Source organism: Streptomyces sp. NPDC001493 (genome assembly GCF_053597235.1).
The window spans coordinates 66,870-89,664 of record NZ_JBSFHV010000030.1 but is presented as its reverse complement, the minus strand read 5'-3'; the positions used below and the strand labels follow the sequence as shown (position 1 = coordinate 89,664).

The 22,795-nt window shown below is 73.8% G+C and carries 20 protein-coding genes; 13 read left to right on the top strand and 7 right to left on the bottom strand.

Translation table 11 applies throughout. The annotated features are described in order from the left end of the window. The first annotated feature begins 145 nt into the window (after nt 1–145). Nucleotides 146–940, top strand: coding sequence for an ABC transporter ATP-binding protein (locus ACWCWD_RS31830; protein WP_450778223.1), 795 nt, complete (start codon nt 146–148; stop codon nt 938–940). Further along, complete coding sequence (locus ACWCWD_RS31825) at nt 934–3,579, top strand: FtsX-like permease family protein (RefSeq protein WP_450778221.1); 2,646 nt, start codon at nt 934–936, stop codon at nt 3,577–3,579. The genes ACWCWD_RS31830 and ACWCWD_RS31825 overlap by 7 nt, the downstream gene beginning before the upstream one ends. A 79-nt stretch (nt 3,580–3,658) precedes the next feature. On the opposite strand, the gene ACWCWD_RS31820 is transcribed toward ACWCWD_RS31825, so the two are convergent. Next, a complete protein-coding gene (locus ACWCWD_RS31820) occupies nt 3,659–4,339 on the bottom strand; it encodes a phosphotransferase (RefSeq protein WP_450778219.1) in 681 nt (226 codons plus the stop codon). A 189-nt stretch (nt 4,340–4,528) separates the two neighbouring features. On the opposite strand from ACWCWD_RS31820, the gene ACWCWD_RS31815 reads away from it, so the two are divergent. Together ACWCWD_RS31815 and ACWCWD_RS31810 are read left to right on the top strand one after the other, a co-directional pair. Next, complete coding sequence (locus ACWCWD_RS31815) at nt 4,529–5,041, top strand: SigE family RNA polymerase sigma factor (protein ID WP_450778217.1); 513 nt, start codon at nt 4,529–4,531, stop codon at nt 5,039–5,041. Between the two features lie 122 nt (nt 5,042–5,163). Beyond that, nucleotides 5,164–6,480, top strand: coding sequence for a hypothetical protein (locus ACWCWD_RS31810; protein WP_450778215.1), 1,317 nt, complete (start codon nt 5,164–5,166; stop codon nt 6,478–6,480). A gap of 81 nt (nt 6,481–6,561) precedes the next feature. On the opposite strand, the gene ACWCWD_RS31805 is transcribed toward ACWCWD_RS31810, so the two are convergent. Beyond that, nucleotides 6,562–8,277 (bottom strand): bifunctional 3'-5' exonuclease/DNA polymerase, encoded by a 1,716-nt coding sequence (locus tag ACWCWD_RS31805; protein ID WP_450778213.1) that lies wholly within the window; start codon nt 8,275–8,277, stop codon nt 6,562–6,564. A 207-nt stretch (nt 8,278–8,484) separates the two neighbouring features. Between ACWCWD_RS31805 and ACWCWD_RS31800 the strand changes: the two genes are divergently transcribed. Together ACWCWD_RS31800 and ACWCWD_RS31795 are read left to right on the top strand one after the other, a co-directional pair. After that, on the top strand, nt 8,485–9,408 hold the full coding sequence (locus tag ACWCWD_RS31800; RefSeq protein ID WP_450778212.1) for an NADP-dependent oxidoreductase: 924 nt from the start codon (nt 8,485–8,487) through the stop codon (nt 9,406–9,408). A gap of 93 nt (nt 9,409–9,501) precedes the next feature. Further along, nucleotides 9,502–10,701 carry a DUF2786 domain-containing protein gene (locus tag ACWCWD_RS31795; RefSeq protein ID WP_450778210.1) on the top strand — a complete coding sequence of 400 codons (1,200 nt, stop codon included), beginning with the start codon at nt 9,502–9,504 and terminating at the stop codon, nt 10,699–10,701. A 32-nt stretch (nt 10,702–10,733) separates the two neighbouring features. Here ACWCWD_RS31795 and ACWCWD_RS31790 read toward each other — a convergent pair whose 3' ends face one another. Next, a complete protein-coding gene (locus ACWCWD_RS31790; protein WP_450778209.1) occupies nt 10,734–11,159 on the bottom strand; it encodes a MarR family winged helix-turn-helix transcriptional regulator in 426 nt (141 codons plus the stop codon). A gap of 95 nt (nt 11,160–11,254) precedes the next feature. Between ACWCWD_RS31790 and ACWCWD_RS31785 the strand changes: the two genes are divergently transcribed. The 3 genes from ACWCWD_RS31785 (at nt 11,255) to ACWCWD_RS31775 (ending at nt 14,918) form a co-directional block, all read left to right on the top strand. Further along, nucleotides 11,255–11,899: an MBL fold metallo-hydrolase gene (locus tag ACWCWD_RS31785; RefSeq protein ID WP_450778207.1), complete on the top strand. Its 645-nt coding sequence runs from the start codon at nt 11,255–11,257 to the stop codon at nt 11,897–11,899. Between the two features lie 189 nt (nt 11,900–12,088). Then, nucleotides 12,089–14,338 carry an FUSC family protein gene (locus tag ACWCWD_RS31780; RefSeq protein WP_450778205.1) on the top strand — a complete coding sequence of 750 codons (2,250 nt, stop codon included), beginning with the start codon at nt 12,089–12,091 and terminating at the stop codon, nt 14,336–14,338. A 337-nt stretch (nt 14,339–14,675) separates the two neighbouring features. After that, nucleotides 14,676–14,918: a DUF397 domain-containing protein gene (locus ACWCWD_RS31775; RefSeq protein ID WP_327180091.1), complete on the top strand. Its 243-nt coding sequence runs from the start codon at nt 14,676–14,678 to the stop codon at nt 14,916–14,918. 261 nt (nt 14,919–15,179) lie between these two features. Here ACWCWD_RS31775 and ACWCWD_RS31770 read toward each other — a convergent pair whose 3' ends face one another. Further along, entirely contained in the window at nt 15,180–15,716 is a 537-nt protein-coding gene (locus ACWCWD_RS31770; RefSeq protein ID WP_450778203.1) for an ATP-binding protein, read from the bottom strand. A gap of 91 nt (nt 15,717–15,807) precedes the next feature. Between ACWCWD_RS31770 and ACWCWD_RS31765 the strand changes: the two genes are divergently transcribed. The 4 genes from ACWCWD_RS31765 to ACWCWD_RS31750 all read left to right on the top strand — a co-directional run bounded on the left by ACWCWD_RS31765 (nt 15,808) and on the right by ACWCWD_RS31750 (nt 19,081). Further along, a complete protein-coding gene (locus ACWCWD_RS31765; protein ID WP_450778201.1) occupies nt 15,808–15,966 on the top strand; it encodes a hypothetical protein in 159 nt (52 codons plus the stop codon). Between the two features lie 88 nt (nt 15,967–16,054). After that, nucleotides 16,055–16,918 carry a helix-turn-helix domain-containing protein gene (locus ACWCWD_RS31760; protein WP_450778199.1) on the top strand — a complete coding sequence of 288 codons (864 nt, stop codon included), beginning with the start codon at nt 16,055–16,057 and terminating at the stop codon, nt 16,916–16,918. Between the two features lie 58 nt (nt 16,919–16,976). Beyond that, on the top strand, nt 16,977–18,434 hold the full coding sequence (locus ACWCWD_RS31755; RefSeq protein ID WP_450778197.1) for an aldehyde dehydrogenase family protein: 1,458 nt from the start codon (nt 16,977–16,979) through the stop codon (nt 18,432–18,434). Between the two features lie 113 nt (nt 18,435–18,547). After that, a complete protein-coding gene (locus tag ACWCWD_RS31750) occupies nt 18,548–19,081 on the top strand; it encodes a DinB family protein (RefSeq protein ID WP_450778195.1) in 534 nt (177 codons plus the stop codon). Nucleotides 19,082–19,099: 18 nt separating this feature from the next. Here the strand turns inward: ACWCWD_RS31750 and ACWCWD_RS31745 are convergent, their stop codons facing one another. From ACWCWD_RS31745 to ACWCWD_RS31735, 3 genes are all read right to left on the bottom strand, one after another. Continuing rightward, nucleotides 19,100–20,521, bottom strand: a complete 1,422-nt coding sequence (locus tag ACWCWD_RS31745) for a glutamate decarboxylase (RefSeq protein ID WP_450778193.1) — start codon at nt 20,519–20,521, stop codon at nt 19,100–19,102. A 69-nt stretch (nt 20,522–20,590) separates the two neighbouring features. Further along, entirely contained in the window at nt 20,591–21,214 is a 624-nt protein-coding gene (gene wrbA, locus ACWCWD_RS31740; RefSeq protein ID WP_450778191.1) for an NAD(P)H:quinone oxidoreductase, read from the bottom strand. A 139-nt stretch (nt 21,215–21,353) separates the two neighbouring features. After that, nucleotides 21,354–22,568, bottom strand: a complete 1,215-nt coding sequence (locus tag ACWCWD_RS31735) for an ion channel protein (RefSeq protein ID WP_450778233.1) — start codon at nt 22,566–22,568, stop codon at nt 21,354–21,356. Nucleotides 22,569–22,795: the final 227 nt, after the last annotated feature.

The following is a 22,795-nucleotide window of genomic DNA, read 5'->3' as shown; positions in this document are numbered from 1 at the left end:
GCTCGTGGTACCCGTCGACGAGGCGAACATCGGCCGCTCCTACGGGCTCGCCGTGGGACGACGGGCTCATGGTGGAGCTGTCTCCACCATGAGGACGGCAACCAGCTCCGATGTGCCGTGCGCGAGGGCTGAGTTGACTGAGGTCATGAGTCAACAGCCAGCCGTTCAGCTCCGATCCGTCACACGTTCGCACGGTCGCGGCAGCAGCCTCGTCACCGCACTCGACCGGGTCGACCTGACCGTGGAGCCCGGAACCTTCACCGCGATCATGGGCCCCTCCGGCTCCGGGAAGTCCACGCTGCTGCACTGTGCGGCCGGGCTGGACCGGCCGAGCTCCGGGCAGGTGTTCCTCGGCGGCACCGAGCTGACCGCCCTCGGCGAGCGCCGCCTCACCTTGTTGCGGCGGCGCCGGATCGGGTTCGTGTTCCAGTCCTTCAACCTCCTGCCCGCGCTCACCGCCGCGCAGAACGTGGCCCTCCCGCTGCGGCTGGCCGGGGGCAGGCCCCGCCGGGCCGAGGTGCTCGACGCCCTGGACCGGGTGGGGCTCGGGGGCCGCGCCGGGCACCGGCCAGGCGAACTCTCCGGGGGCCAGCAGCAGCGCGTGGCGCTCGCCCGCGCCCTGATCACCCGCCCCGACGTCCTCTTCGGCGACGAACCCACCGGAGCCCTCGACTCCACGACGGGCCGGGAGGTCCTCGCGTTGCTGCGCTCCCTGGTGGACGGCGGCCAGACGGTGGTCATGGTCACGCACGACCCGGTCGCCGGGGCCTCGGCGGACCGGGTGGTGCTCCTCGCGGACGGCCGGGTGCGCGACGAACTGCACGCCCCCGACGCGGAGCGGATCGCCGCACGGATGACCCGGCTCACCGGAGGCGCGCCGGAGGACTCGTCGCGGTGCGCGCCGGAGAACACCGCGGTGCCGGCGGTGACGGCATGCTGACGCGCGTCCTCGCCGGGCTGCGGACCCGCTGGGTCACCTTCGCCGGCTCCTTCGTGGCCCTCGCCCTCGGCACGGGCCTCGTGGCGGCCACCGGCCTCGCCCTGGCCGCCACGCTCGACGCGCCGGAACGCGGCCCCGAGCGGTTCGCGGCGGCCCCGGTGGTGGTCAAGGGCGCAGACACGCTCCGGGTCGCCACCCCCATCGGCGTACGCACCCGGCCGCTCGCCCGGCCCCGGCCCGTACCGCCCGCCCTCGTGGCCCTGCTGGCAGCGCTCGGGCCGGTCGCCGAGGACCGTACGTTCCCCGTGGACTTCCCGTCCGGGGGCCCGTACACGGACACCGAGGTCGTCGGCCACCCCTGGTCGATCGCCGCCGCGACCCCGTACCGGCTGACCTCGGGGCGCGCCCCCTCGGCGCCCGGCGAGATCGTCGCCGCCACCGGCCCGGGCTCCTCCGTGCGTCCGGGGGACCGGCTGCGGCTGCTCTTCCCAGGCGCCACGGGCGTCGATGCCACGGGCCCCGACGCCACAGCCCCCGACGCCACGGCCCCCGGGGCCACGGATCCCGACGCCACCGCCCCCGGGAGCGCCGGCCGGAGCGTGACGGTGGTCGGTACCGTCGCGGCGTCCGGGTTCGAGACGGCGCTGTTCTTCACCGACGCCGAGGCCGCACGGATCTCGCCGCCGGTCGACGCCGTGGTCGTCGACGCGGACCCGAAGGCGGTCACCGCGGAGGTGGACGCGGCGGCACGGGCCGACGGGCGGCAGCGGCCACGGGGTTCAGTGGACGGGCAGTCGGCCGACGAGGTGCAGGTGTCGGTGCTGACCGGCGACGCGCGCCGCCGCGCCGACCCGGACCCCGACCGCGACAAGGAGGCCCTCGCCTCCGTCAACGCCCTGCTCGGCACCGCCGCGGGCATCACCGCTTTCGTCTCGGCCGCCGTGGTGGCGTCCACCTTCTCCTTCGCGGTGGCCCAGCGGCGGCGGGAGTTCGGGCTGCTCCGCACAGCGGGCGCCACCCCCGGGCAGATCCGCCGGACGGTGTACGCCGAGGCGGCCCTGGTCGGCGTACTGGCCTCCGCCGCCGGGTGCGGGTGGGGCAGGGCGGCGGCGCCCCGCCTCGCGGCCTGGATGGCGGACCGGGGGATCGCCCCCGCCTGGTTCGCCACCGGCGACCAGACCTGGCCGCTGCACCTCGCCTTCTGGACCGGACTGGCCGTGGCGGTGGCCGCCTCGGCCGTCTCCGCCCACCGCGCCGGACGGACCGGGCCGACCCAGGCGCTGCGCGAGGCGGCCGTCGACGGCGGAACGATGCCGCTCCTGCGGTGGGCGCTGGCAACCCTCGTCGTGGGCGCCGGAATCGGGCTGCTGGTGACGGCGCTGGTCTCCGACCCCGGGCAGCTCCTCAAGCGCAAGACCTACCTCACCCAGCCCATGGTGCTCGTCGCCGGATGCGCCCTCCTCGCCCCCGTCCTGGTACCCCCGGCCGTCCGGCTGCTGACCCTGCTGCCCGCCCGGCTGCCCGGAGCCTGCGGGCTGCTGGCCCGGGAGAACGCCTCGGCCGCCGTCCGCAGGACCTCCGCCGTCGCCGCGCCCGTCCTCATCACGGTCGCCCTGGCCGCCGTCCTCCTGGGGACCACCGCGACGCTCGCGGGAGCCAAGGAGTCCGAGGCGCTGACCCGTACCTCCGCCGAGTTCGTCGTCACCGCGAAGAACGAACGACGGCCCCTGCCGCAGGAGTTCGTGGACCGGGCGACGCGGATTCCCGGCGCGCGGGTCAGCGCCTCCCGCTCGACCGGGGTCACCGTCCTCGAAGAGGGCGTCGCTCTCGTCTCCTACGAGGCGGCGGCGGTGGACCCGGACGCCTTCGCGGCCGTGTCGACCCTGCCGGTCGCCGCCGGTTCCCTCGCCGCTCTCGACGACGACGGCATCGTGGTCACCCAGGAGTGGCTGACCACGAACGTCGGCGAGCGGGTGGCCGTCCGGCTGGGCGACGGCCGGGAGGCGTCCCTGCGCATCGCGGCCGTGCTGCGCACCGGGACCGGGGACCACGGCGTCCTGCTCACCGCCCGCAACGCAGCCGGGGCGCCGGTGGACCGGCTCGACATCACGGTGGCGCCGGACGCCGACCGGACGGCGGTCGTCGCGGCGCTCCGCGCGGCCGGCCGGGCCACCGGGACCGAGGTGACGACGGCGCGCGCGTGGGTCACCGCCCACCACCCCCGCACCCGGGAGACCACCCGGCTGGGGCTGCTGATGGTGCTCGCCATCGCGCTGCTCTGTACGGGGATCGCGCTGGTCAACACTCTGGTGATGGCGACCTCGGACCGGGCCCGCGACTTCGCCGTCCTGCGGCTGGCCGGGGCGACCACCGGCCAGGTGCTGCGGATCGTCGCCGTCGAGGCGCTGGTGGTGGTCGGTGTCGGAGCGGTGCTCGGCGCGCTCGTCGCCGCGATCGACCTGGGTGCCGTACGGGGTGCGCTGGCCCTGCTCGGCGTGCGCACGGGCGTCGAGGTTCCGTGGGCGGCGATCGGCGCGGTGCTCGGCAGCGCCTCGGTGATCGCGGTGGTGGCCGCCGTACTCCCGGCGGCGCGGGCTCTCCGGGTCCGGCCGGTGGAGGCGGTCGGCGCGCGGGAGTAGCGGCGGCGGTACGGGCGGGGCGGGCGGGCGACCACCGGGGCCCGCCCGGCTGTCCCGCCGCCGTCCGGTCACCCCGCCGTCACCTCCCGTGCGCGGCCACCAGCGCCGCCGCCTCGCCCAGGACGGCCTGTTCGGTGGCGGAGAGGTACGGGTCCGACGAGCGGCGGGCGACGGCCGCGGCGAGGTCCGCCTCGGCGATCGGGCCGTCGCCCGCCATGGCGTCGAGCAGCGCGGTGAGCAGGAGGCCCACCCCCTCCGCCGCCGGGAAGCCGGGGATGAGGGAGACCTGCGCCAGGATCAGGGCCGACATGGCACGGTCCGTCCCGGGCGGGCCCTCGGTGGTGTTGCTCCAGTCGATCACCACCGGCCCGTGCCCGGTCAGCATCACGTTCTCGGGGTGCAGGTCGAGATGGAGGATGCGGACCTCCGGATCGGGGGAGAGGCGCGGCGGCAGCGCGTGCAGCTCCCGCAGCAGCCCGGCGATCATCTCGCCGCCCTGCCGGGCGTCCAGGGAACCGGCCATGAGCGCCTCGGCCAGGGTGGGGCCGGTCAGCCGCTGCATCACGAGATCGCCGGGGCCCGCCCCCTCGGCCGGCGGCCCGATGCGCGGCACCGGGAAGCCGAACGCGGACAGGTAGGACATCACCGCCAGTTCCGGGGTGGTGTCGGCGTCGTCGCGGTAGCGGCGCAGGACCCAGGAGTCGTCGAGTGCGTACACGTCGGCGCTGCGTCCCGAACCCAGTAGCTGACCAGTGTCCATGGCGCCGAACCTACCCGCGCGCAAGGGGGTTGGGGAGCGGTGGGGGGAACCAGGATCCGCCCGTCCGTTCCGGGGCCGGTCAACCGCCGGAAAATTGATCGGTGTTCGCGTGAAACATTCTCCCGGGCCCATCGCGTCGAAGGAGTGCGGGGCGCACGGCTGGACCGGCCGTGGGAGACGGGGGGACGCATGAGGAAGTCGCGGGTCGAGGACTTCAGGGAGTTCGCGGCGAGCTGTGTGGGCCAACTGTACCGATCGGCCGTGCTGTTGACCGGCGGTGATGTGCACCTCGCGGAGGATCTCGTCCAGGAGACCCTCGGCCGGATGTACGTGCTGTGGGGCCGCGTGCACCGGATCGACAATCCGGCGGCGTACGCCCAGACAGTGCTCGTCCGCGCCTTCCTCACGCACCGCAGACGCCGCTCCGCCGGTGAACGCCCGCTCGCGGAGCTGCCGGACACCGCCCCCGCCCCCGCCGGGGTGGATCCCGCGCTGCGCATGACGCTGCTCGACGCCCTCGACCGGCTCGCCCCGAAGGACCGGGCGGTGGTGGTGCTGAGGTACTGGGAGGACCGCAGCGTCGAACAGACCGCCGAGGCCCTCCGGACCAGCCCGGCAGCCGTACGGACCCGGTGCGTACGGGCGTTGGCCCGGCTGCGCACCCTGCTCGGCGGCACCCTCGCCGAGTTCGTCACGCACTGAGCCGGCCGGCCCCGCCGCCCCGCCGAAACCCGACCCGACCCGTCCCGACCGGGCCCGACCGGGCCCGACCTGATTCGGCCCGACCCACGCTGCCTCCACCGAACGAGAACGGTGACTTTGCCATGCCCTTTGAAGACGACCTGAGCGGAGAACTCCGCCGCGCCGGCGACTCCTTCGAGATCCCCGACCGGACCGCGCTGCTCGACGGCGCGGTCGAGATCGGCCGGCGCGGGGTGCGGCGGCGCAGGGCCGCCGCCGTCACCGGGGGCGCGCTCGCCCTCGCGCTCGTCGCCCTCGGCGGCGGTCTGGCCACCGGGCTGGTCGGGGGGGCCGGCCCCACCGCCGATCTGGCGTCGGGTACGCACTCCGTGTCCCCGGGCGCCGGCGCCCGGAGCGGGGTGTCCGGCTCGGAGATGGTCGAGACGCTGGCCGCGCTGCTGCCCGGTGGGAAGGTCTCCGAGGGCTCCGGTATCGGTACCGGGGAGCTGGAGGACGGGGCGGCGGCGTCGGCTTCGGTCCTCTACGACGACGGCGACGGACCCGTCACCGTCACCGCCTCGCTCTACCCGACGCCGCAGTACGTACAGGCCCGGGGCGCGGAGGGGGCCTGCGTGAACGAGGCGGGCGCCCTGCGGGACATGCCGGAGGGCGTGGCACTGACCCACGACGCGGTCGGCGGGCCCGCCCTCACCGCCCGCTCCGGCGGGAAGGCGTCCGCAGCCGAGTGCCCGACCGCCGTGGGCGCGGCCGCTCCGGAGGACGAGCTCGTCGGTTACCGCTTCCGCGGCTTGGCGGTGGGCGGGGTGACCGTCGACGTCCGTGCTTACAGTGGGGTGCTCGACGCGGGTGTCATGGGCGTCCGCTCCACGCCGCCGCTCGACCAGGGGAAGCTCGCCGCGCTGGGGCAGTCCGCGAAGTGGCAGCCGCTGGTCCAGCGCATGGAGGTGGTCGTCGCCGCGCAGGAGAAGCGTCAAGAGGCCTCGCCCACCCCGAGCCGCGCCCCCGAGCTCGACTACTCCCTGCTGATGCCCACGCTGCTGAAGCTGCTCCCGAAGGACGTCACGGTCGTCCGCCAGCAGCAGGACGGAGACGGCGAGTACGCCGAGGTGGTCGTGGACGACGGGCAGGGGCAGTCCCTCCTCGGGATCAACGTCCAGCGCGACATGCGGGACGTGGCGGGCGACCTGTACGGCAGCGCCGAGACGCTGCCCGGCGGGGCGCTGCTCGCGGTCCGGCAGACGCCGGGCGAGAAGGGCGGGCAGGGCATCGTCCAGTGGACGGTCGACCTCATGTACCCCGACGGCATGCGGGTCGTGGTCATGGCCTTCAACGCGGACCGGCAGGACGGGACCGCCACCCGGACCGACCCCGCGCTCTCCATCGCCGAGCTCAAGGCGCTGGTCACCTCGCCCAAGTGGCGCAAGCTCCAGATGAAGTAGCTTTCCCCGTACGGCAGAAGCGCCCGCGCCCCGCGAACCACGGGCGCGGGCGCTCCACTTCGGGCCACCGGTGCCGGGGCCTCACTTCGCGTCCGAGTACCGCTCCACCACCGCCGTGGTGAACGGGAACCGCACCGGGGTCGCCCCGAAGGCGATCCGCCCGGCCAGCTCACCGGCCTCGCGGATCGCCCGCACCACCCGCTCCGCCTCCTCGGCCGGGCAGTGCACGATCACCTCGTCGTGCTGGAAGAACACCAGCTCCGCCCGGAGCCGCTCCTCGGCGAGCGTGCGGCGCAGCCCGGCGAGGAGCAGCAGCGCCCAGTCGGCGGCGCTGCCCTGCACCACGAAGTTACGGGTGAAGCGGCCGCGGGCCCGTGCGTCGGAGGAGGCGTACCCGGGGGTGAAGCCGTACCCCCGGCGGCCCTCCCCGGAGCCGTCCTCCTCGTCCGCGCCGCCCTCCTGCGGCAGCCCCGCCTCGCCGTCGTCCCCGGCCCCGGCGGCGGGCGGGCTGGTCCGCCCGAGCCAGGTCCGTACGAGGCGGCCCTCCTCGCCCGCCTTCGCCGCGTCGTCGACGTACCCGACGGCCAGCGGGAAGCGGCGGCGCAGCGCGGCGAGGTTCTTCAGGCCGTCGCCGGAGGTCTGGCCGTAGACCGCGCCGAGCAGGGCGACCTTCGCCTGGTCGCGGTCGCCGCGGAAGGCGCGGTCGGAGAGCGCGGCGTAGAGGTCGCCCTCGTGTCCCGCGACCTCCATCAGCCCGGGGTCGCGGGAGATCGCGGCGAGCACCCTCGGTTCCATCTGGTCGGCGTCGGCGACGACGAGGCGCCAGCCCTCGTCCGCGACGACGGCCCGCCGGATCACCTTCGGGATCTGGAGCGCCCCGCCGCCGTTGGTCGTCCACCGCCCGCTGACCGAGCCGCCGGGCGTGTACTCGGGGCGGAAGCGGCCCTCGCGCACCCAGTCCTGGAGCCAGCCCCAGCCGTGCGCGGTCCAGATGCGGTAGAGCTTCTTGTACGCGAGGAGGGGCTCCACCGCCGGGTGGTCGATCTCCTCCAGCTGCCAGCGCCGGGTCGAGGTCACCTTGATCCCGGCCCCGGCGAACGCCTTGATCACGTCGGCGGGCAGATCGGGCCGCACCCGCCGCCCGAACGCCGCCGACACCTGGTCCGCCAGCTCGGCGAGCCTGCGGGGCTCGCCGCCGCCCGCGTACCGCTCGCCGAGCAGCTCGTTCAGCAGAGCCCGGTGCACATCGGCGCGCCAGGGCATCCCGGCCCGGTTCATCTCGGCGGCGACCAGCATCCCGGCCGACTCCGTGCCGGTGAGCAGCAGCATCCGGTCCGGGTGCTCGGCCGCCGCGTGGCGGCGCAGCTGGTCGGCGTAGACGTCGAGCAGTCCCTCGAACGGAACCTCCGCCCCGGCCGACGGCTCGAAGAGCGGGGACTGCGCCCCGGGGTCGGCGCCGCGGGGCGGTGGGTCGGCGGGCACGGGGGCGTTACGGAGGCGGGCCAGGGCCGCCGCGGCGGAACGGGGTTCGCCGAGCCGCCCCGCGTGGCCGAGGAGGAGCAGCTCCGCGCACTCGATGTCGTAGCACCGCTCGACGCGGACCCCGGCGGCGAGCAGCCGGGGGTAGATCCCGGCGGTGGAACGCCACACCCAGCGCACCACCTCGGGGCGCGCCCGGACCGCTTCGGCGAGATCGGGTTCACGGAGCACCGGACCGGCCGGGCGCCCGTCCCGCTCCAGCGGTACGAGCAGCGCGCCGCCGCCCTCCGCCTCGGCCAGGGCCCACCGTTCCGTCATGGCCCCGAGTCTGGCACCGGGCACTGACATCGCCCCTGGTACGTGGGTTCCGGTGGCCGTGTCTCCGGCACCGGCAGGGACGGGAGCGGCCCCGGGCGGCGCCTCCCGGGAGGCAGTCCCGGGGACCGGCCGCGAGGATCGGCAGGGGGGATCGGCACGGGGGCGACGACGAGCGGACCGCGGCGCGCGCGGGGAGCGGGAGCAGGGATGAAGGCGATCGTGTTCGAGGAGTTCGGCGGCCCCGAGGTGCTGCGGCTGAAGGAGGTGGACGCCCCGCGGGTGGCTCCGGGCCGGGTGCGGGTGCGGGTGCGGGCCGCCGGGGTCAACCCGCTCGACTACAAGATCCGCAAGGGCTGGATGGAACAGGTCCACCCCACCCCGCTCCCCGCGACGCCGGGCACCGAGTTCGCGGGCGTGGTCGAGGAGGTCGGCGAGGGCGTCACGGACTTCGCCCCCGGCGACGAGGTGCTCGGCTACAGCGAGACGGGTGCGTACGCCACCGAGGTGCTGGCCGCCCCGGAGAAGATCACCCGCAAACCGGCCGACCTGGAGTGGGAGACGGCCGCCGCGCTGCCGGTGGCCACCGAGACCGCCTCCCGGGTGCTCGACGAACTGGCGTTGGACGCCGGGGAGACGCTGCTGCTGCACGGCGCGGCCGGAGCGGTCGGCTCGGCCGCCGTACAGCTCGCGACGGCCCGGGGCGCGACCGTCATCGGCACGGCGTCCGCCGCCAACCACGACTATCTGCGGGTGCTGGGCGCGACGCCGGTGGAGTACGGCCCCGGGCTGGTCGAGCGGGTCCGCGCGATCGCTCCACAGGGTGTGGACGCGGTCTTCGACGCGGCCGGCCGGGGCGCGCTGCCGGACTCCATCGAGCTGCGCGGCGGGACGACGGACCGGGTGATCACCATCGCCGACGCGGACGCCCCCGCGCTCGGCGTCGCCTTCTCCGCCGGGGGCGGCGGCCCCTCCGCCGGACGCCTCGCCGCCAACGCCCGGCGGGCCGTCCTCGGCGAGCTGCGCATCCCGGTCGACCACACCTACCCGCTGGCGGAGGCGGCCGAGGCGCACCGGGTCAGCGAGGCCGGGCACGTCCGCGGAAAGCTGGTGCTGCTCCCGCAGGAGGGGTGACCGGTGGAGGGGTGAGCGGCCGCCGCGGGGGTGACCGGCCGCCCGCAGGGGTGACCGGAGGGGTGACCGGCCGCCCGCCTCTACCCTGAACCCATGGATTCGGTGATCGACCAGGCGTGCGCGGCGGCCCTCTACTCGGAGGGCGACGCCGGTCTGGACACCGGTGCGTCGCTGCTCGCCGCCGCCCCGGACGCGGACGACGAGGCGCACCGGCGCGGCGAGGAGTTCCTCCGCCGCGCCTGGGCCCGGGGCTGGCAGCCCGCCGACGTCGTCCGGTTCGTGCGCAGGGAGCTGGACGAGGAGCGGGCGGCCCTCGCCGCGACCCTGATCGCCGCCGAGACCGCCGCCTACGCGACGCTCCCGCCGCGCTGGTCCGGCCAGCTCGCCGAACTCCCGCAGCCGGTGCCGCGCAACCGCCCCGACCGCTTCTCGTACGCCTCCGCGCTGCTGGAGCTGTACCGGCTGCTGCTGCGGCTCCCCGCCGTCGAGGCGGTCGGGCCGCCGCCCGGGGAGACCCCGGCCGCGGGCGGAAACCGGCTCCCGCCGCCCGCGCACGACGAACCGCGCATGCTCACCCGCATCCGCGCCCTGCTGGCGAAGGCGGAGGCCACCGACTATCCGGAGGAGGCCGAGGCGCTCACCACCAAGGCCCAGGAGCTGATGGCCCGGCACAGCATCGACGAGGCCCTGCTCGCCGCCCGTACCCACAGCGGGGACCAGCCCGGCGCCTGCCGGATCGGGGTCGACGCCCCGTACGAGACGGCCAAGGCGATCCTGCTCGACGCGGTCGCCTCGGCGAACCGCTGCCGGGCCGTGTGGAACAGCGACCTCGGCTTCACCACGGTCGTCGGGTTCGAGCCCGACCTGGAGGCGGTGGAGCTCCTCTTCACCTCGCTGCTGGTGCAGGGCACCTCCGCGATGGCCCGGGCCGAGGCGGGGCAGCGGGCCGGCGGCCGGAAGCGGACCAAGACGTTCCGGCAGTCCTTCCTGATGGCGTACGCCCAGCGCCTCGGCAGCAGGCTCGCCGCCGACACCGCCCGGGTCACCGCCGAGGCGGGCGCGGAAGCCGCGGGTGCCGACGGCGGCGGTACGGACGGGCCCGGGACCGACGCGCTGCTGCCCGTACTCGCCGCCCGCGACGTGGCGGTCTCCGGCGCGGCGGACCGGATGTTCCCGAAGACCACCACCACCCGGGTACGCGGCGTCACCGACCTGGACGGCTGGACCCACGGCACCGAGGCCGCCGACCGCGCCCGGGTGGGCGGACGCGAGGGCCGGGGCATCACCCCGTAGGGGCCGGCGCCCGGTCCGTACGGGGTGATGCCCTACGCGGCCCGCAGGTGATCGGTCAGCCGCGCCAGCAGGGGCAGCGCCGCCACGAGCACCTCGCGCTCCTCCGGACCGAGCGCGTCGTCGATCGCGGTACCCAGCCACTCCGCCCGCCTGCCGCGCTCCTCCGCGAGCCGGCCGCTGCCGGCCGGGGTGAGGTGGAGCAGCAGTTTGCGCCGGTCGAGGGGGTGCGACTCGGTCCGTACGAGCCCCTGGCCGAGCAGCTCCCTGACGGCCTTGCTGGCCGACTGGTGCGTGACGCCCCGCCGCTCCGCGATGTCGGCGGCGGTCATCGCGCCCTCGCGGTCCAGGTAGCCGAGGACGGCGGCCTCGCCGGGGGGCATCGTGTCGGCGGTGCGCACCGTGCGGACCAGCTGTCCGATGGTCAGGCGGAGTTCCTCGGCCAGTCGAGCGTCGTCCATGGCGGCAGTCTATCCCCCAACTCTCCAGCCAGGTTGTACAACTTATATGTACAGTTTAGTTGTAGGTATGCAGCCCTGGCCGGAAGGACACCCCCGTGAAGCTCACCAAACACGCCCACGCCTGCGTCGCGCTGGAGAAGGACGGCACGCGCGTCGTCATCGACCCCGGCACCTTCACCCCGGACGCTGCGGAAGCGGTCGGCCGGGCCGACGCCGTCCTGATCACCCACGAACACTTCGACCACTTCGACGAGGAGCTCGTCGCCGCCGCCCTGGAGAACCGGCCCGGCCTGCTGGTCTACGGCACCGCCGCCGTCGCGGCGGCCCTCGGCCACCACGGCGGCCGCGTCCGCGCCGTGGCGGCGGGCGACTCCTTCACCGTCGGCTCCTTCGCCTTCACCGTCCACGGCCGGTCGCACGCGGTGATCCACGCCGACCTCCCGTGCCCCGACAACGTCGGCTACCTCGTCGACGGCAGCGCCGTCTACCACCCGGGGGACGCCTACTCCCGGCCCGGCGTCCCGGTACGCACCCTCCTGCTGCCGACCAGCGGCCCCTGGACCAAGCTCGGGGAGGCCGCCGACCACGTGCGGGCCGTCCGGCCCGAGCGCGTCATCCAGATCCACGAACTCATGCTCAGCGAACTCGGCCAGGTCTCCACCGCCCGCTTCCTCGGCGAGCAGGGCCTGACCGGCGTCCCGGTCGAACGGCTGGAGCCGGGAACCACCGTCGAGGTGTGACCGGGGCGCGGGCCCCCGGTCGCGCACCCCCGCTCGATCGCCTGCGGAGCCCCGCCGGGAGCCCGGCCCAGCAGCCCGCGGCTCCCCGCCGGGCACCCACGCCCGGTCCGCCTCCCGGAGCCCCGGAACCCGTCCCGGACGGGTGAACCAAAGGTCCGGCTTGCCCCGTATCGCGGCTACGCTCGGCCCATGAGTTGGCTCCGGGCGCTGAAGGAGACCGCCCGCTCGGGGTTCACGATCGAGCGGCCCCGGCTGGAGCCGCTCGTCGCGTTGCGGGGCGCCATCGGACTGGCGCTGGTGGTCGAGACCGCGCTGGCGGTCTTCGGGCCGGTCATCGCGGCCAGCTCGGCGTTCGGCGCGTTCCAGGCGGCCATCGCCACCTTCCAGCGCAGCTGGCGCCCCCGCCCGGTGCTCGCCCTGGTCTCCGGTGTCAGCCTGAGCATCTCGACGTTCGTCGGCTACGTCGCCGGCCCGTACCACGTGGTGTTCCTCGGCGTCCTGGTCCTCTGGACCTTCGTCGCCGGGCTCGCCTGGGCGGCGGGCCCCACCGGCGGCATCATCGCCTCCTCCAACGTGGCGATCATGCTCGTCACCATCACCCTGCCCACCTCCGTCCTGGACGCCGCGGCGCACGCCGGAGTGATCATCATCGGCGGCCTGGTGCAGGCCTCCCTGATCGTGCTCTTCCCGGTACGCCGGTGGGGTGCCCAGCGCGACGCGCTCGCCGACGCGCTGGCCGCCGAGGCCGACTACGCCCGGCGGCTGCGCTACGACCCGATCGCGCCCTTCGACTCGGAGGCGCTGATGACGGCCCGCGACGCGGCGGCGATCTCCGCCCGGGAGGCCCGCCACCGCCCGGCCGAACTGCACGGCGCCCGGAGCATCGCCGAACGCATCCGCCCGGTGCTGGCCTCGCTGGCCGACCCCGCCATGGGCGTGCCCGAGGAGGGCCCGCAGCGCGACCGGGCCCGCGAGCTGCTCAAGGCGGCCGGCTCGGTGCTCGACGCGGCGGCCCGCGCGATCCGGCACGGCGATCCGGTCCGGCTGGGCGGACCGGCGCTGGCGGCGCTGGAGGCGCCCGAGACCGGCGGGCTCACCAGCGGCCCGCCCCGGAGGGCGGCCGACCGGCTGATCGCCCTCCTGCACGACGTCGTGGAGATTGCCGAGGGCGCCGGAACCCGGCACGGCTCGGAAGCCGACCCCGAGACCCCGCACCGCCGCCGCCCCGGCCTGATCAAGCTCGTCCCGGTCGTGATCGGCCGGATGCGCGGCGAGTTCCACCGCGGATCGGCGATCCTGCGGCACGCGATCCGGGTCACCGCCGTCGCCACCGTCGGCTACTTCATCGGAGAGGCGCTGCCCTTCGGACACGGCTACTGGGCGCCGATGGCCGCGGTCATGGTGATGCGGCCGGACTTCTCGCAGACCTACGCCCGCTCGGTGGCCCGCTTCGGCGGCACCATCGTCGGCGTCACGTTCGCCACCGTGATCGTGCAGGTCGCCGACCCCGGCCCGGAACTCTCCGCCGCGCTCGCCGTCTGCTGCGCCTGGCTGATGTACCTGCTGATGCGCACCGGGTACGCGGTCGGCCAGGTCTGCATCTCGGCGTACGTCGTCTTCCTGCTCGGCATGGCCGGCAACGACTGGTCGCAGACGGTCCCCGAACGCATCGTGCTGACCCTCGTCGGCGGGCTGCTGGCCATGATCTCGTACGCCGTCTACCCGGCCTGGGAGACCCCGCGGCTGCGCAACCGGCTCGCCGGGTGGCTGATCGCGGTCGGCCGGTACGCCGCCACGGTCATCGACCAGTACGCCGACCCGGCGGCCCGCAGCAACGAGGACGTACGGACCGCGCTCATCGCCTCCCGCGAGGCCCGCGTCGAGTGGACGGAGACCCTGAAGAAGGCGCAGTACGAACCGGTCCGGCACCGGGGCATCTCCCGGGCGGCCGCCACCGACGCCCAGCACGCGCTGTCGCAGCTCGGCCGGGCCGCCATGTTGCTGGAGGCCCACCTGCCCGACCGCGCGGCGACCCCCGTGCGCGGCGCGGCGGAGCTCGCCGACGCCCTGCGCGGCTCCACCGAGAAGGGGGCGAAGGCGGTACGCGAACGGCGGGTCCCGGAATGGGGGCCGGTCGCTGAGACGGTGGCGTACTGGGACTTTCTCGAAGCGCCCTACGACGAGGAACCCGAACCGGGAGAACCCGTCCCCGACCCCGTCGTACGCCGGGGAGCCGCGCTGCTGCTCGACGCACTGGTGGAATTGTCGTTCGCGCTGGACGACCGGGGAGCCGTGCCCAGCAGCCGGAGAGCGAGACCGGGCGAGGGAGACGGAGAAGACGGAGAAGCCGGGGAAGCGGGAGAAGCCGGGGAAGCGGGAGAAGCGGGAGAAGCGGGAGAAGCAGGAGAAGTGGGCCGGGCGGAACCGGAATCCCGCTGAAAAGCATGGATACGTGGGAGGGCGCTCGGGGCGGTGCCCGGCGGTTTTCGCCGCGGTGTCGCCGTGGTCGCGTCGCAGGGCGCCCGGCACCGGCCGTGGCCCGCGGATATGGCGGGGGAGACGCCGGGGCGCGGCGGCGGGGATCACCGGCCAGTGGGCGCCCGGGAGGTCTTCCAGTGGTGCACATGCCATTTGCAGGTGACAGGAATCCCTGTAATCAAAGGACCACCCCGCGTGCACGTGCATTTGCCCATGCATTGGCATGTGAATTACCGCTATGATCCAGGTTGGTTGACGCTCGGTTGACACTTGCACCTTGCAACTCGGGGAGCTTTCTGTGCACGACGTGTACAACGGCATGGCGGCCACAGGACTTCACGGGGTCGTCTGGCAGAAGAGCAGACACAGCAACTCCCAAGGATCTTGCGTGGAGTTCGCGAAACTTCCCGGGGGGAATGTGGCCATGCGCAACTCCCGTCACCCGGACGGTCCGGCGCTCGTCTACACGCCGGCGGAGATCGAAGCGCTTCTGCTGGGCGTCAAGGACGGCGAGTTCGACCACCTGGCGTCCGGGGCCTGAGCGGTCGCGGCGCGGTACGGCCCGGTTTCGCGGTCGCCGGAGGGTGTGCGGGGGTGCGGCGCGCGCCAACGGAAACGGCCTCGGCGCGAGCGCGGGTGGCTTCAGGCGGCCAGGCGTCGGCGTGCGGCCGGGCGGGGCGTGATGAGGGCCGGAGCGCGACTCCCCCTCGCACTCCGGCCCTCGGTCTGGTCGGGTCCGGCCTCCGGACGGTTCCCGTACGGACGTGCACCCGCCCGTGCGGGGCGGCGAACAGCCCACTTTTCAGCGGGAGTTGTCGGCCACCTCGCCGTCGTCCGTCAGCAGGAACACCGCCCAGACGACCTTCCCGTGCGGGGCCGTCGGCGCTGCCGGGATCCCGGCAGCCGGGACCGGGTGCCAGCCCCAGCTGTCGCTGAAGGACTCGACCAGGAACAGCCCCCGGCCGGACTCGGCGGAATCCTCCGCCTCCCCGGCCACCGGGCTCTCCCGGCTGGGGTCGCGGACCGCGCACACCAGGCGCGCCGGACAGAGGGCCAACTGGAGCCGTACCGGAGGGGAGTTCTGGTCGCGGGCGACATCGGCGGGCAACGCGTGGCGCAGGGCGTTGGTGACCAACTCCGAGACGACCAGGGCGACATCGTCGAAGCGGTCGTCGAGCTGCCACTGGTGGAGCGTGCCACGGGTGAAGTGCCGTGCGGAGCCGACCGCTTCGTACCGCGCCGGGAGCGTGATCGATGCCGATGCCGTGATCGCCGCAGGGTCGGTGGGGGGCAGGCCACGCCGTAACGGTTCGAGCGTCGTCGATCCATCAGTCCTCATGCGAGGTGCTCCCGGGATTCGCGGCTGCGAGCGGCACTGCCTGTGAGCGGTACTGCGGGGACACAGCGGCACAACACGAACGATCACGCAGGTGCGCAAGAGCCATGCTTCCGAATGCTTGGAGCAGATGCAAGGGCAGATGCACGTGCACGCGCCGGACCTGCCCGGTACCGTGGTGGTTCCGGAGTATTTCTTCCGCGCGGCATTTTTCATGGCTCCGGCAAGTCTTCCCCTCTCTGTAACCGAATGAGTACGGCCCGGAGCGTTTTGGTGGCAGAATCCGGTGCTCGGGGTTCGGGGGGCCTCGTTGCCCGGGAAGCTATGGGGAGGGTTGTCCAGTGTCGGCAGGCGAGTCGAGTGGATCCGTGGTGCGCCGCATCCTGCTGGGCTCTCAGCTCAGGAGGCTGCGCGAGTCCCGCGGAATCACGCGTGAGGCGGCCGGCTACTCCATCCGGGCCTCCGAATCGAAGATCAGCCGCATGGAGTTGGGACGGGTGAGCTTCAAGGCCAGGGACATCGAGGATCTGCTCACGCTCTACGGAGTCGCGGACGAGGCGGAGCGCGAGTCGCTCCTCGGCCTGGCGCGCGAGGCCAACGTGGCGGGCTGGTGGCACAGTTACGGTGACGTGCTGCCCGGCTGGTTCCAGACGTACATCGGTCTGGAGGGGGCGGCATCCCTCATCCGCATCTACGAAGTCCAGTTCGTGCACGGCCTGTTGCAGACCGAGGCGTACGCGCACGCGGTTGTCTCGCGGGGCATGCGCGGGGCGCCCGAGGCGGAGATCGACCGCCGGGTCGCACTCCGCCTGGAGCGGCAGAAGGTACTCGTCTCCGAGCGTGCGCCGGACTTCCACGCGGTGCTCGACGAAGCGGCCCTGCACCGGCCCTACGGATCGCGCGACGTGATGCGCTCCCAGTTGCGGCACTTGCTGGAGATGTCGGAGCACCCCAACGTCTCTCTCCAGGTGATGCCCTTCAGTTTCGGCGGACACGCGGGAGAAAGCGGCGCGTTCACCATGCTGCGCTTTCCCGAGTCAGACCTGTCGGACATCGTCTTTCTGGAGCAGCTCACCAGCGCGCTGTATCTCGACAAGGCCGAGGACGTCCAGAGTTACGAAAAGGCCATGGTCCGGCTGCGCGCCGACAGCCCCGGGGAGGACGAGACCCGGGATCTCCTCCACAGACTGCTTCGACAGACCTGATCCACGCGTACGATGACGTTCGATCAGGAGTGTGCGAACACCTGCAGTAAGGGATTGCATGTCCTTCTTCCATGAACTGGCCCATCAGTACATCGATGGCGAATGGCTGACCGGCAGCGGTTCGTGGGACATCATCGACGTCAATCCCTACAACGGCGAGAAGCTCTGCGCCATCACGGTCGCGACCACCGCCGAGGTGGACCGGGCGTACCGGGCCGCCGAGCGCGCGCAGACGGCGTGGGGCGCCGCCCGGCCGCACGAGCGACAGGCCGTCCTCGTCCGGGCGTTGGCCGTCGTCGAGGAGCGCGCCGACGAGATCGCCGAGGCCATCGTCGACGAGCTGGGCGGGACGCTGCCCCGGGCGCGGTACGAGATCGAGCTGGGCCGTGAGCTCCTCCGCGAGGCGATACGCCAGGCCGTCCGGCCGGTCGGCGGGCTGCTGCCCGCGGCGGTGGACGGCAAGGAGAACCGGCTCTACCGGCGGCCCGTCGGGGTCGTCTCCGTCATCAACGCCTTCAACTTCCCCTTCGTCGTGGCGATGAAGTCCGTCGCGCCGGCCCTGGCGCTCGGCAACGCGGTCGTGATGAAGCCGCACCAGAACGCTCCCGTCGTCGGCGGCGGTCTCGTGGCCCGCGTCTTCGAGGAGGCCGGGCTGCCGCCGGGGCTGCTCAACGTGGTGGTCACGGACAGCGCCGAGATAGGGGACGCGTTCATCGAGCACCCGGTGCCCGCGGTGATCTCGTTCACCGGCTCGGACCGGGTCGGCCGCCGGATAGCGGCCAGGGCGGCCCGCCGTTTCAAGCGGTGCGTACTCGAACTCAGCGGCAACAGCGCCCTGGTGGTGCTGGAGGACGCGGACATCGGGGCGGCCGTGGATGCCGCCGTCTTCAGCCGGTTCTTCTTCCAGGGCCAGGTCGGCATGGCGGCCAACCGCATCCTGGTCGACCGCCGGGTGGAGGCGGAGTTCTCCGCCCGGTTCGTCGCCGAGGCGTCCCGGATCACCGCCGGTGACCCGCGCGACCCGGCCACCCGCATCGGCCCGGTCATCAACGCCTTCCAGGTCGACGCGCTCTCCGGGCTGGTCGACGAGGCGCTCGCCGCCGGGGCCACCGCGCTGCTGCGCGGCCGTACCCGGGGCAATGTCGTGGAACCGACCGTGCTGACCGGCGTGCCCGAGGGCTCGCCCCTGCTGACGCAGGAGGTCTTCGGTCCGGTGGCCGTACTGATCCCCTTCGACGGGGAGGACGAGGCGGTACGGATCGCCGACGACACCCCGTACGGGCTGAGCGGAGCCGTGCACACCGCCGACGTCGACCGCGGGGTGCGGTTCGCGCGGCGGGTCCGCACCGGGATGTTCCACGTCAACGGTCCCACCGTGCAGGACGATCCACTGGCCGCCTTCGGGGGCGAGAAGATGTCCGGACTCGGCAGGCGGAACGGCGACGCGGTCGTGGACGCCTTCACGACGACCCACTGGATCTCGGTCCAGTACGGCCGCACGGTCTTTCCTTTCTGAACGGGACCGCGTGTCCCGGGCCTTGAGGACCGGAGCTGTCCGCAAGGGCTCGTAGCGTGGGGGTGTCGGTCGGGGCCACGGGGGCGCCGGCCCGAGACCCCGGGACGGTCAGCATGGTCACCCACGTGTCCGAATCGCACGGCGACGAGCGCGGCACCCTCCTCGCCTTCGTCGAGGCCCAGCGCGGCGCGATCCGCCGCACCCTCCTCGGGCTGACCGAGGAGCAGGCGGCGAGCAGGCCGAGCGTCAGCGAGCTCTCCCTCTCCGGGCTGGCCAAGCACGTCGCCGAGACGGAGCTGAACTGGCTGCGGATGGCCCAGCGGCAGCCCAACGAGAAGGCGCGTACCCAGGAGACCTGGGGGGACAGCTTCCGGCTCGTCGGCGACGAGACCGTCCCCCAGGTGCTGGCGTTCTGGGACGGCGTCGCCGCCGAGACCGAGAAGTACGTCCGGTCGGCGCCCGACCTCGACGCCACCTTCCCGCTGCCGGAGGCTCCCTGGTTCCCGCCGGGCGAGGAGGTCTCCCTGCGGTGGTTCCTGATTCACCTGGTCGAGGAGATCGCCCGGCACGCCGGTCACGCCGACATCATCAGGGAGTCCCTGGACGGCAGGACCGCCTTCGAGTTGATCGCGGAGAGCCGCAAGTAGACGTGTGCGCCCGACCGTTCAGTGATGGAACGAGGTCGCGGCGCCCTTGTCGCGACTCAACGGGTGCGACTGCTCGCGCAGTTCGGGCAGCAGCGCCCGCAGGTCCTCCAGCAGGAGCTCGGCGAGGTCGGAGGAGAATCCGTTGCGGCAGACGACCCGCAGCACCGACAGGTCCTGCCGGTTGGCCGGGAAGGTGTAGGCGGGCACCAGCCAGCCGTGCTCGCGCAGCCGCCGGGACACGTCGAAGACGTCGTACGCCGTCACGTCCGGCGCGGTCGTCACGGCGAAGACCGGCAACTCGTCGCCCCGGGTGAGGAGATGGAAGTCCCCGAGGGCCTCGATCCGCTCGGCGAGGCCCCGGGCGACGTCGCGGGAGGTCTGCTGCACGGCGCGGTAGCCCTCCCGGCCCAGCCGCAGGAAGGTGTAGTACTGCGCGACGACCTGGGCGCCCGGCCGGGAGAAGTTCAGCGCGAAGGTGGGCATGTCGCCGCCGAGGTAGTTCACCCGGAAGACGAGCTCCTCGGGGAGGTCCTCGGGGGTGCGCCAGAGCGCCCAGCCGACACCCGGGTAGACCAGGCCGTACTTGTGGCCCGAGGTGTTGATGGAGGACACCCGGGGGAGCCGGAAGTCCCACACCAGGTCCTCGTCGACGAAGGGCGCGACCATGGCGCCCGAGGCGCCGTCGACGTGGACCGGGATGTCGAGCCCGGTCCGCTCCTGGAGGGCGTCGAGCGCCTCGCAGAGGCCGGCGATCGGCTCGTACGACCCGTCGAAGGTGGAGCCGAGGATCCCGACGACCCCGATGGTGTTCTCGTCGCAGAGGTCGGCGGCGCCCTGCGGGTCGATGTGGAAGCGGTCGCCCTCCATGGGGACGAGCCGGGCCTCGACCTCCCAGAAGTTGCAGAACTTCTCCCAGCACACCTGCACGTTGATGCCCATCACCAGATTGGGCCGCGCGGTGGCCGGATAGCGGTCGGGGTTCTTCGCCGCCCAGCGCCGCTTCAGCGCCAGCCCGGCGAGCATGCAGGCCTCGCTGGAGCCGGTCGTGGAACACCCCACGGCGGTGGCCGGGTCGGGGGCGTTCCACAGGTCGGCGAGCATCGCGACGCACCGGCGCTCCAGTTCGGCGGTGCGCGGGTACTCGTCCTTGTCGATCATGTTCTTGTCCCGGCACTCCGCCATCAGCACCCCGGCCTGGGGTTCCATCCAGGTGGTGACGAAGGTGGCGAGGTTGAGCCGCGAGTTGCCGTCGAGCATCAGCTCGTCGTGGACGAGCCCGTACGCGGTGGACGGCGGGAGCGGGCCGTCCGGCAGCCGGTGCGTCGGCGGGGCCGAGGTCATTCCGGCCGTCGGATCGGCCTCCCCGAAGAAGGGGTTGAGGGCCAGCTTCCGGCCCTTGCCGGAACCGTCCTTGCCGTGTGATCCCTTGTGGAGCGCCATGCGGCACGTCCTCTCGGTCCGCGGACCCCGGTCGCGGGGCCCGCTCCCGCGGTCGTCCTCGCCGCCGGGTCAGCCCTCGGCGGCGAGGCCGGCCTTGATGGCCCGGGTGAACTTCACGACGCGCTCGGCCTGGACGCGCGCCGCCGTCAGCGTCTGCTCGCCGACCGGGATGTCCCCCTGGCCGGCGACGTGCGAGGTGCCGTAGGGGTTGCCGTCGACGAACTTCGACGGGTCGGTGTACCCGGGGGCGACGAGGATGCCGCCGAAGTGGTGGATGGTGTTGTAGAGCGCGAGCAGCGTCGACTCCTGGCCGCCGTGCGCGGTGGCGGAGGCGGTGAAGCCGCTGTAGACCTTGTCGGCCAGCGCTCCGGCCTGCCAGAGCCCGCCGAGGGTGTCGATGAACTGCTTGAGCTGGGCGGCGAGGTTCCCGTACCGGGTGGGCGAGCCGAAGATCACCGCGTCGGCCCAGACGATGTCGTCGGCGACGACCTCCGCGATGTCCGCGGTCGCCCGTACGTTGGCGGCCCAGGCCGGGTTGGAGTCGATGGCGGCCTGCGGGGCGAGCTCGGCGGCCCTGCGCAGCCGTACGTCGGCGCCGGCCTTCTCCGCGTCCTCGGCGAGGGCCTTGGCGATCGTCGCGATGGTGCCGGTCGACGAGTAGTAGACGACGGCGACATTGACGGGCGTGGACATACGAGATCCTCCGGGCGTCGGGTGGTGAGGGCCGTACGGCGGGGAGTTCTCGTGCGGCTCCAAGAGGCCGTACGCATGTGACGATACGGACAAATGGGCCATCCGGCACGTCCGGCGGGAGCCGCTGCGGTACGGCCCCTCACCGCAGCGCCGTACCGTCCTCGCGCAGCTGCATCTGGGGCCGCCCGGTCACCAGCAGCCAGGCGGGCAGGGTCGCCACGCAGAGCACCGGCAGCACCGTCAGGTCGCTCACCAGCACCGCGGCGGTGAAGAGGCTCAGCCAGCCCTGCCGGGTGACCGCGAGGAGCATGCCCAGCACCGCGCAGGCGACGGCGAGCGCGGGCGGCACCGCGTCGACCAGCGCGTGGGCGCAGAGCCCCAGGGCGGCCCCGGCGAAGACCGCCGGGAAGATGCGGCCGCCCCGGAAGCCGCAGGTGGCGGCCACCACCAGCGCCGCCATCTTCACCACCGCCATCACCGCGAACTCCCCGGCCGACCAGCCGTCGGGCGACGCGGCCAGCTCCTTCACCTCCTCCAGCCCCTTGAAGAGGGTCAGATGGCCGCCCAGGGCGCCCAGCAGCCCCAGTACGAGCCCGCCGGCGGTGATGGCGAGCAGCGGGTGCCGCAGCGCCTCGAACGCGCGGTGCGTCCACGGCGCCGCCAGCACCCCCGCCATGCCCAGCACGGCTCCCGCCGAGGCGATCACCAGCGCGGAGAGCAGGTCGCCCCAGCCGGTGTGGGTGTAGTCGGGCAGCGACAGGTCGAAGCTGGGGTGGTCGGCGAGCGTCATGGTCAGCGCCCCCGCCGTACCCGCCGCGAGCGGGCCGAAGAGGCGGTCCCAGAGCGCCCCGGGGCCCGGCTGCGAGGCGAGGACCTCGGAGAGGATCAGGGCGGCGGCGACCGGAGTCCCGAACAGGGCGCCGATGGTGCCCGCCGCGGCGAGCCCCACCCACAGCTGGGCCGGCGAATCCGGGGCGAGCCGCCGGCCCAGCCAGAAGGCGAGCGCGATGTTCGCCTCGGTGATCGGGTTCTCCGGCCCGAGGCTCACCCCGCCCGCCAGCGCCAGCACGGTGACCAGCAGCAGCCCCGGTACGACCCCGGGGGAGAGCGGGGTTCCGACCAGTCCGGTGGTGGCCGGGTCGGGGCCCGCGTGGCCGTGCACCAGATGGACGGTGATCCCGACCGCGGCACCGGTCGCGGTGAGCATGACGATCATCCAGAGCGAGGAGTACCGGCCGATCCCCAGCGCGTCCGGGAGGGTCTCCCAGAGCACGTCCTGGAACTCCTCGGCCAGCAGGCTCACGCCGAGCAGGATCAGCGCCGAGGCGATCCCGACCACCAGCGACGGCAGCACGACGGGCAGCAGCCGCCGGGCGGGCGTGGGGGCGGGCGCCGGGCCGTGACCGGCGGGGGCCGAGGGGGGCGGGGAGCCCGGGGTGCCCGGGGAACCGGGCGAAGGGTGCGACGCGGAGGAGGGGGCCACCGGCTCACCCTATCCACGCAAAAGCCGCACAAGCCGCTTATCCTGCACGTCTCGCGGCACCTCTCGCAGCACGCCCCGCACACCGCGCGGGGCCGCCG

Coding starts and splice junctions, on each gene's coding strand:
- ACWCWD_RS31830 (WP_450778223.1), top strand. CDS start 146: ATGAGTCAACAGCCAGCCGTTCAGCTCCGATCCGTCACACGTTCGCAC.
- ACWCWD_RS31825 (WP_450778221.1), top strand. CDS start 934: ATGCTGACGCGCGTCCTCGCCGGGCTGCGGACCCGCTGGGTCACCTTC.
- ACWCWD_RS31820 (WP_450778219.1), bottom strand. CDS start 4,339: ATGGACACTGGTCAGCTACTGGGTTCGGGACGCAGCGCCGACGTGTAC.
- ACWCWD_RS31815 (WP_450778217.1), top strand. CDS start 4,529: ATGAGGAAGTCGCGGGTCGAGGACTTCAGGGAGTTCGCGGCGAGCTGT.
- ACWCWD_RS31810 (WP_450778215.1), top strand. CDS start 5,164: ATGCCCTTTGAAGACGACCTGAGCGGAGAACTCCGCCGCGCCGGCGAC.
- ACWCWD_RS31805 (WP_450778213.1), bottom strand. CDS start 8,277: ATGACGGAACGGTGGGCCCTGGCCGAGGCGGAGGGCGGCGGCGCGCTG.
- ACWCWD_RS31800 (WP_450778212.1), top strand. CDS start 8,485: ATGAAGGCGATCGTGTTCGAGGAGTTCGGCGGCCCCGAGGTGCTGCGG.
- ACWCWD_RS31795 (WP_450778210.1), top strand. CDS start 9,502: ATGGATTCGGTGATCGACCAGGCGTGCGCGGCGGCCCTCTACTCGGAG.
- ACWCWD_RS31790 (WP_450778209.1), bottom strand. CDS start 11,159: ATGGACGACGCTCGACTGGCCGAGGAACTCCGCCTGACCATCGGACAG.
- ACWCWD_RS31780 (WP_450778205.1), top strand. CDS start 12,089: ATGAGTTGGCTCCGGGCGCTGAAGGAGACCGCCCGCTCGGGGTTCACG.
- ACWCWD_RS31770 (WP_450778203.1), bottom strand. CDS start 15,716: ATGAGGACTGATGGATCGACGACGCTCGAACCGTTACGGCGTGGCCTG.
- ACWCWD_RS31755 (WP_450778197.1), top strand. CDS start 16,977: ATGTCCTTCTTCCATGAACTGGCCCATCAGTACATCGATGGCGAATGG.
- ACWCWD_RS31750 (WP_450778195.1), top strand. CDS start 18,548: ATGGTCACCCACGTGTCCGAATCGCACGGCGACGAGCGCGGCACCCTC.
- ACWCWD_RS31745 (WP_450778193.1), bottom strand. CDS start 20,521: ATGGCGCTCCACAAGGGATCACACGGCAAGGACGGTTCCGGCAAGGGC.
- wrbA (WP_450778191.1), bottom strand. CDS start 21,214: ATGTCCACGCCCGTCAATGTCGCCGTCGTCTACTACTCGTCGACCGGC.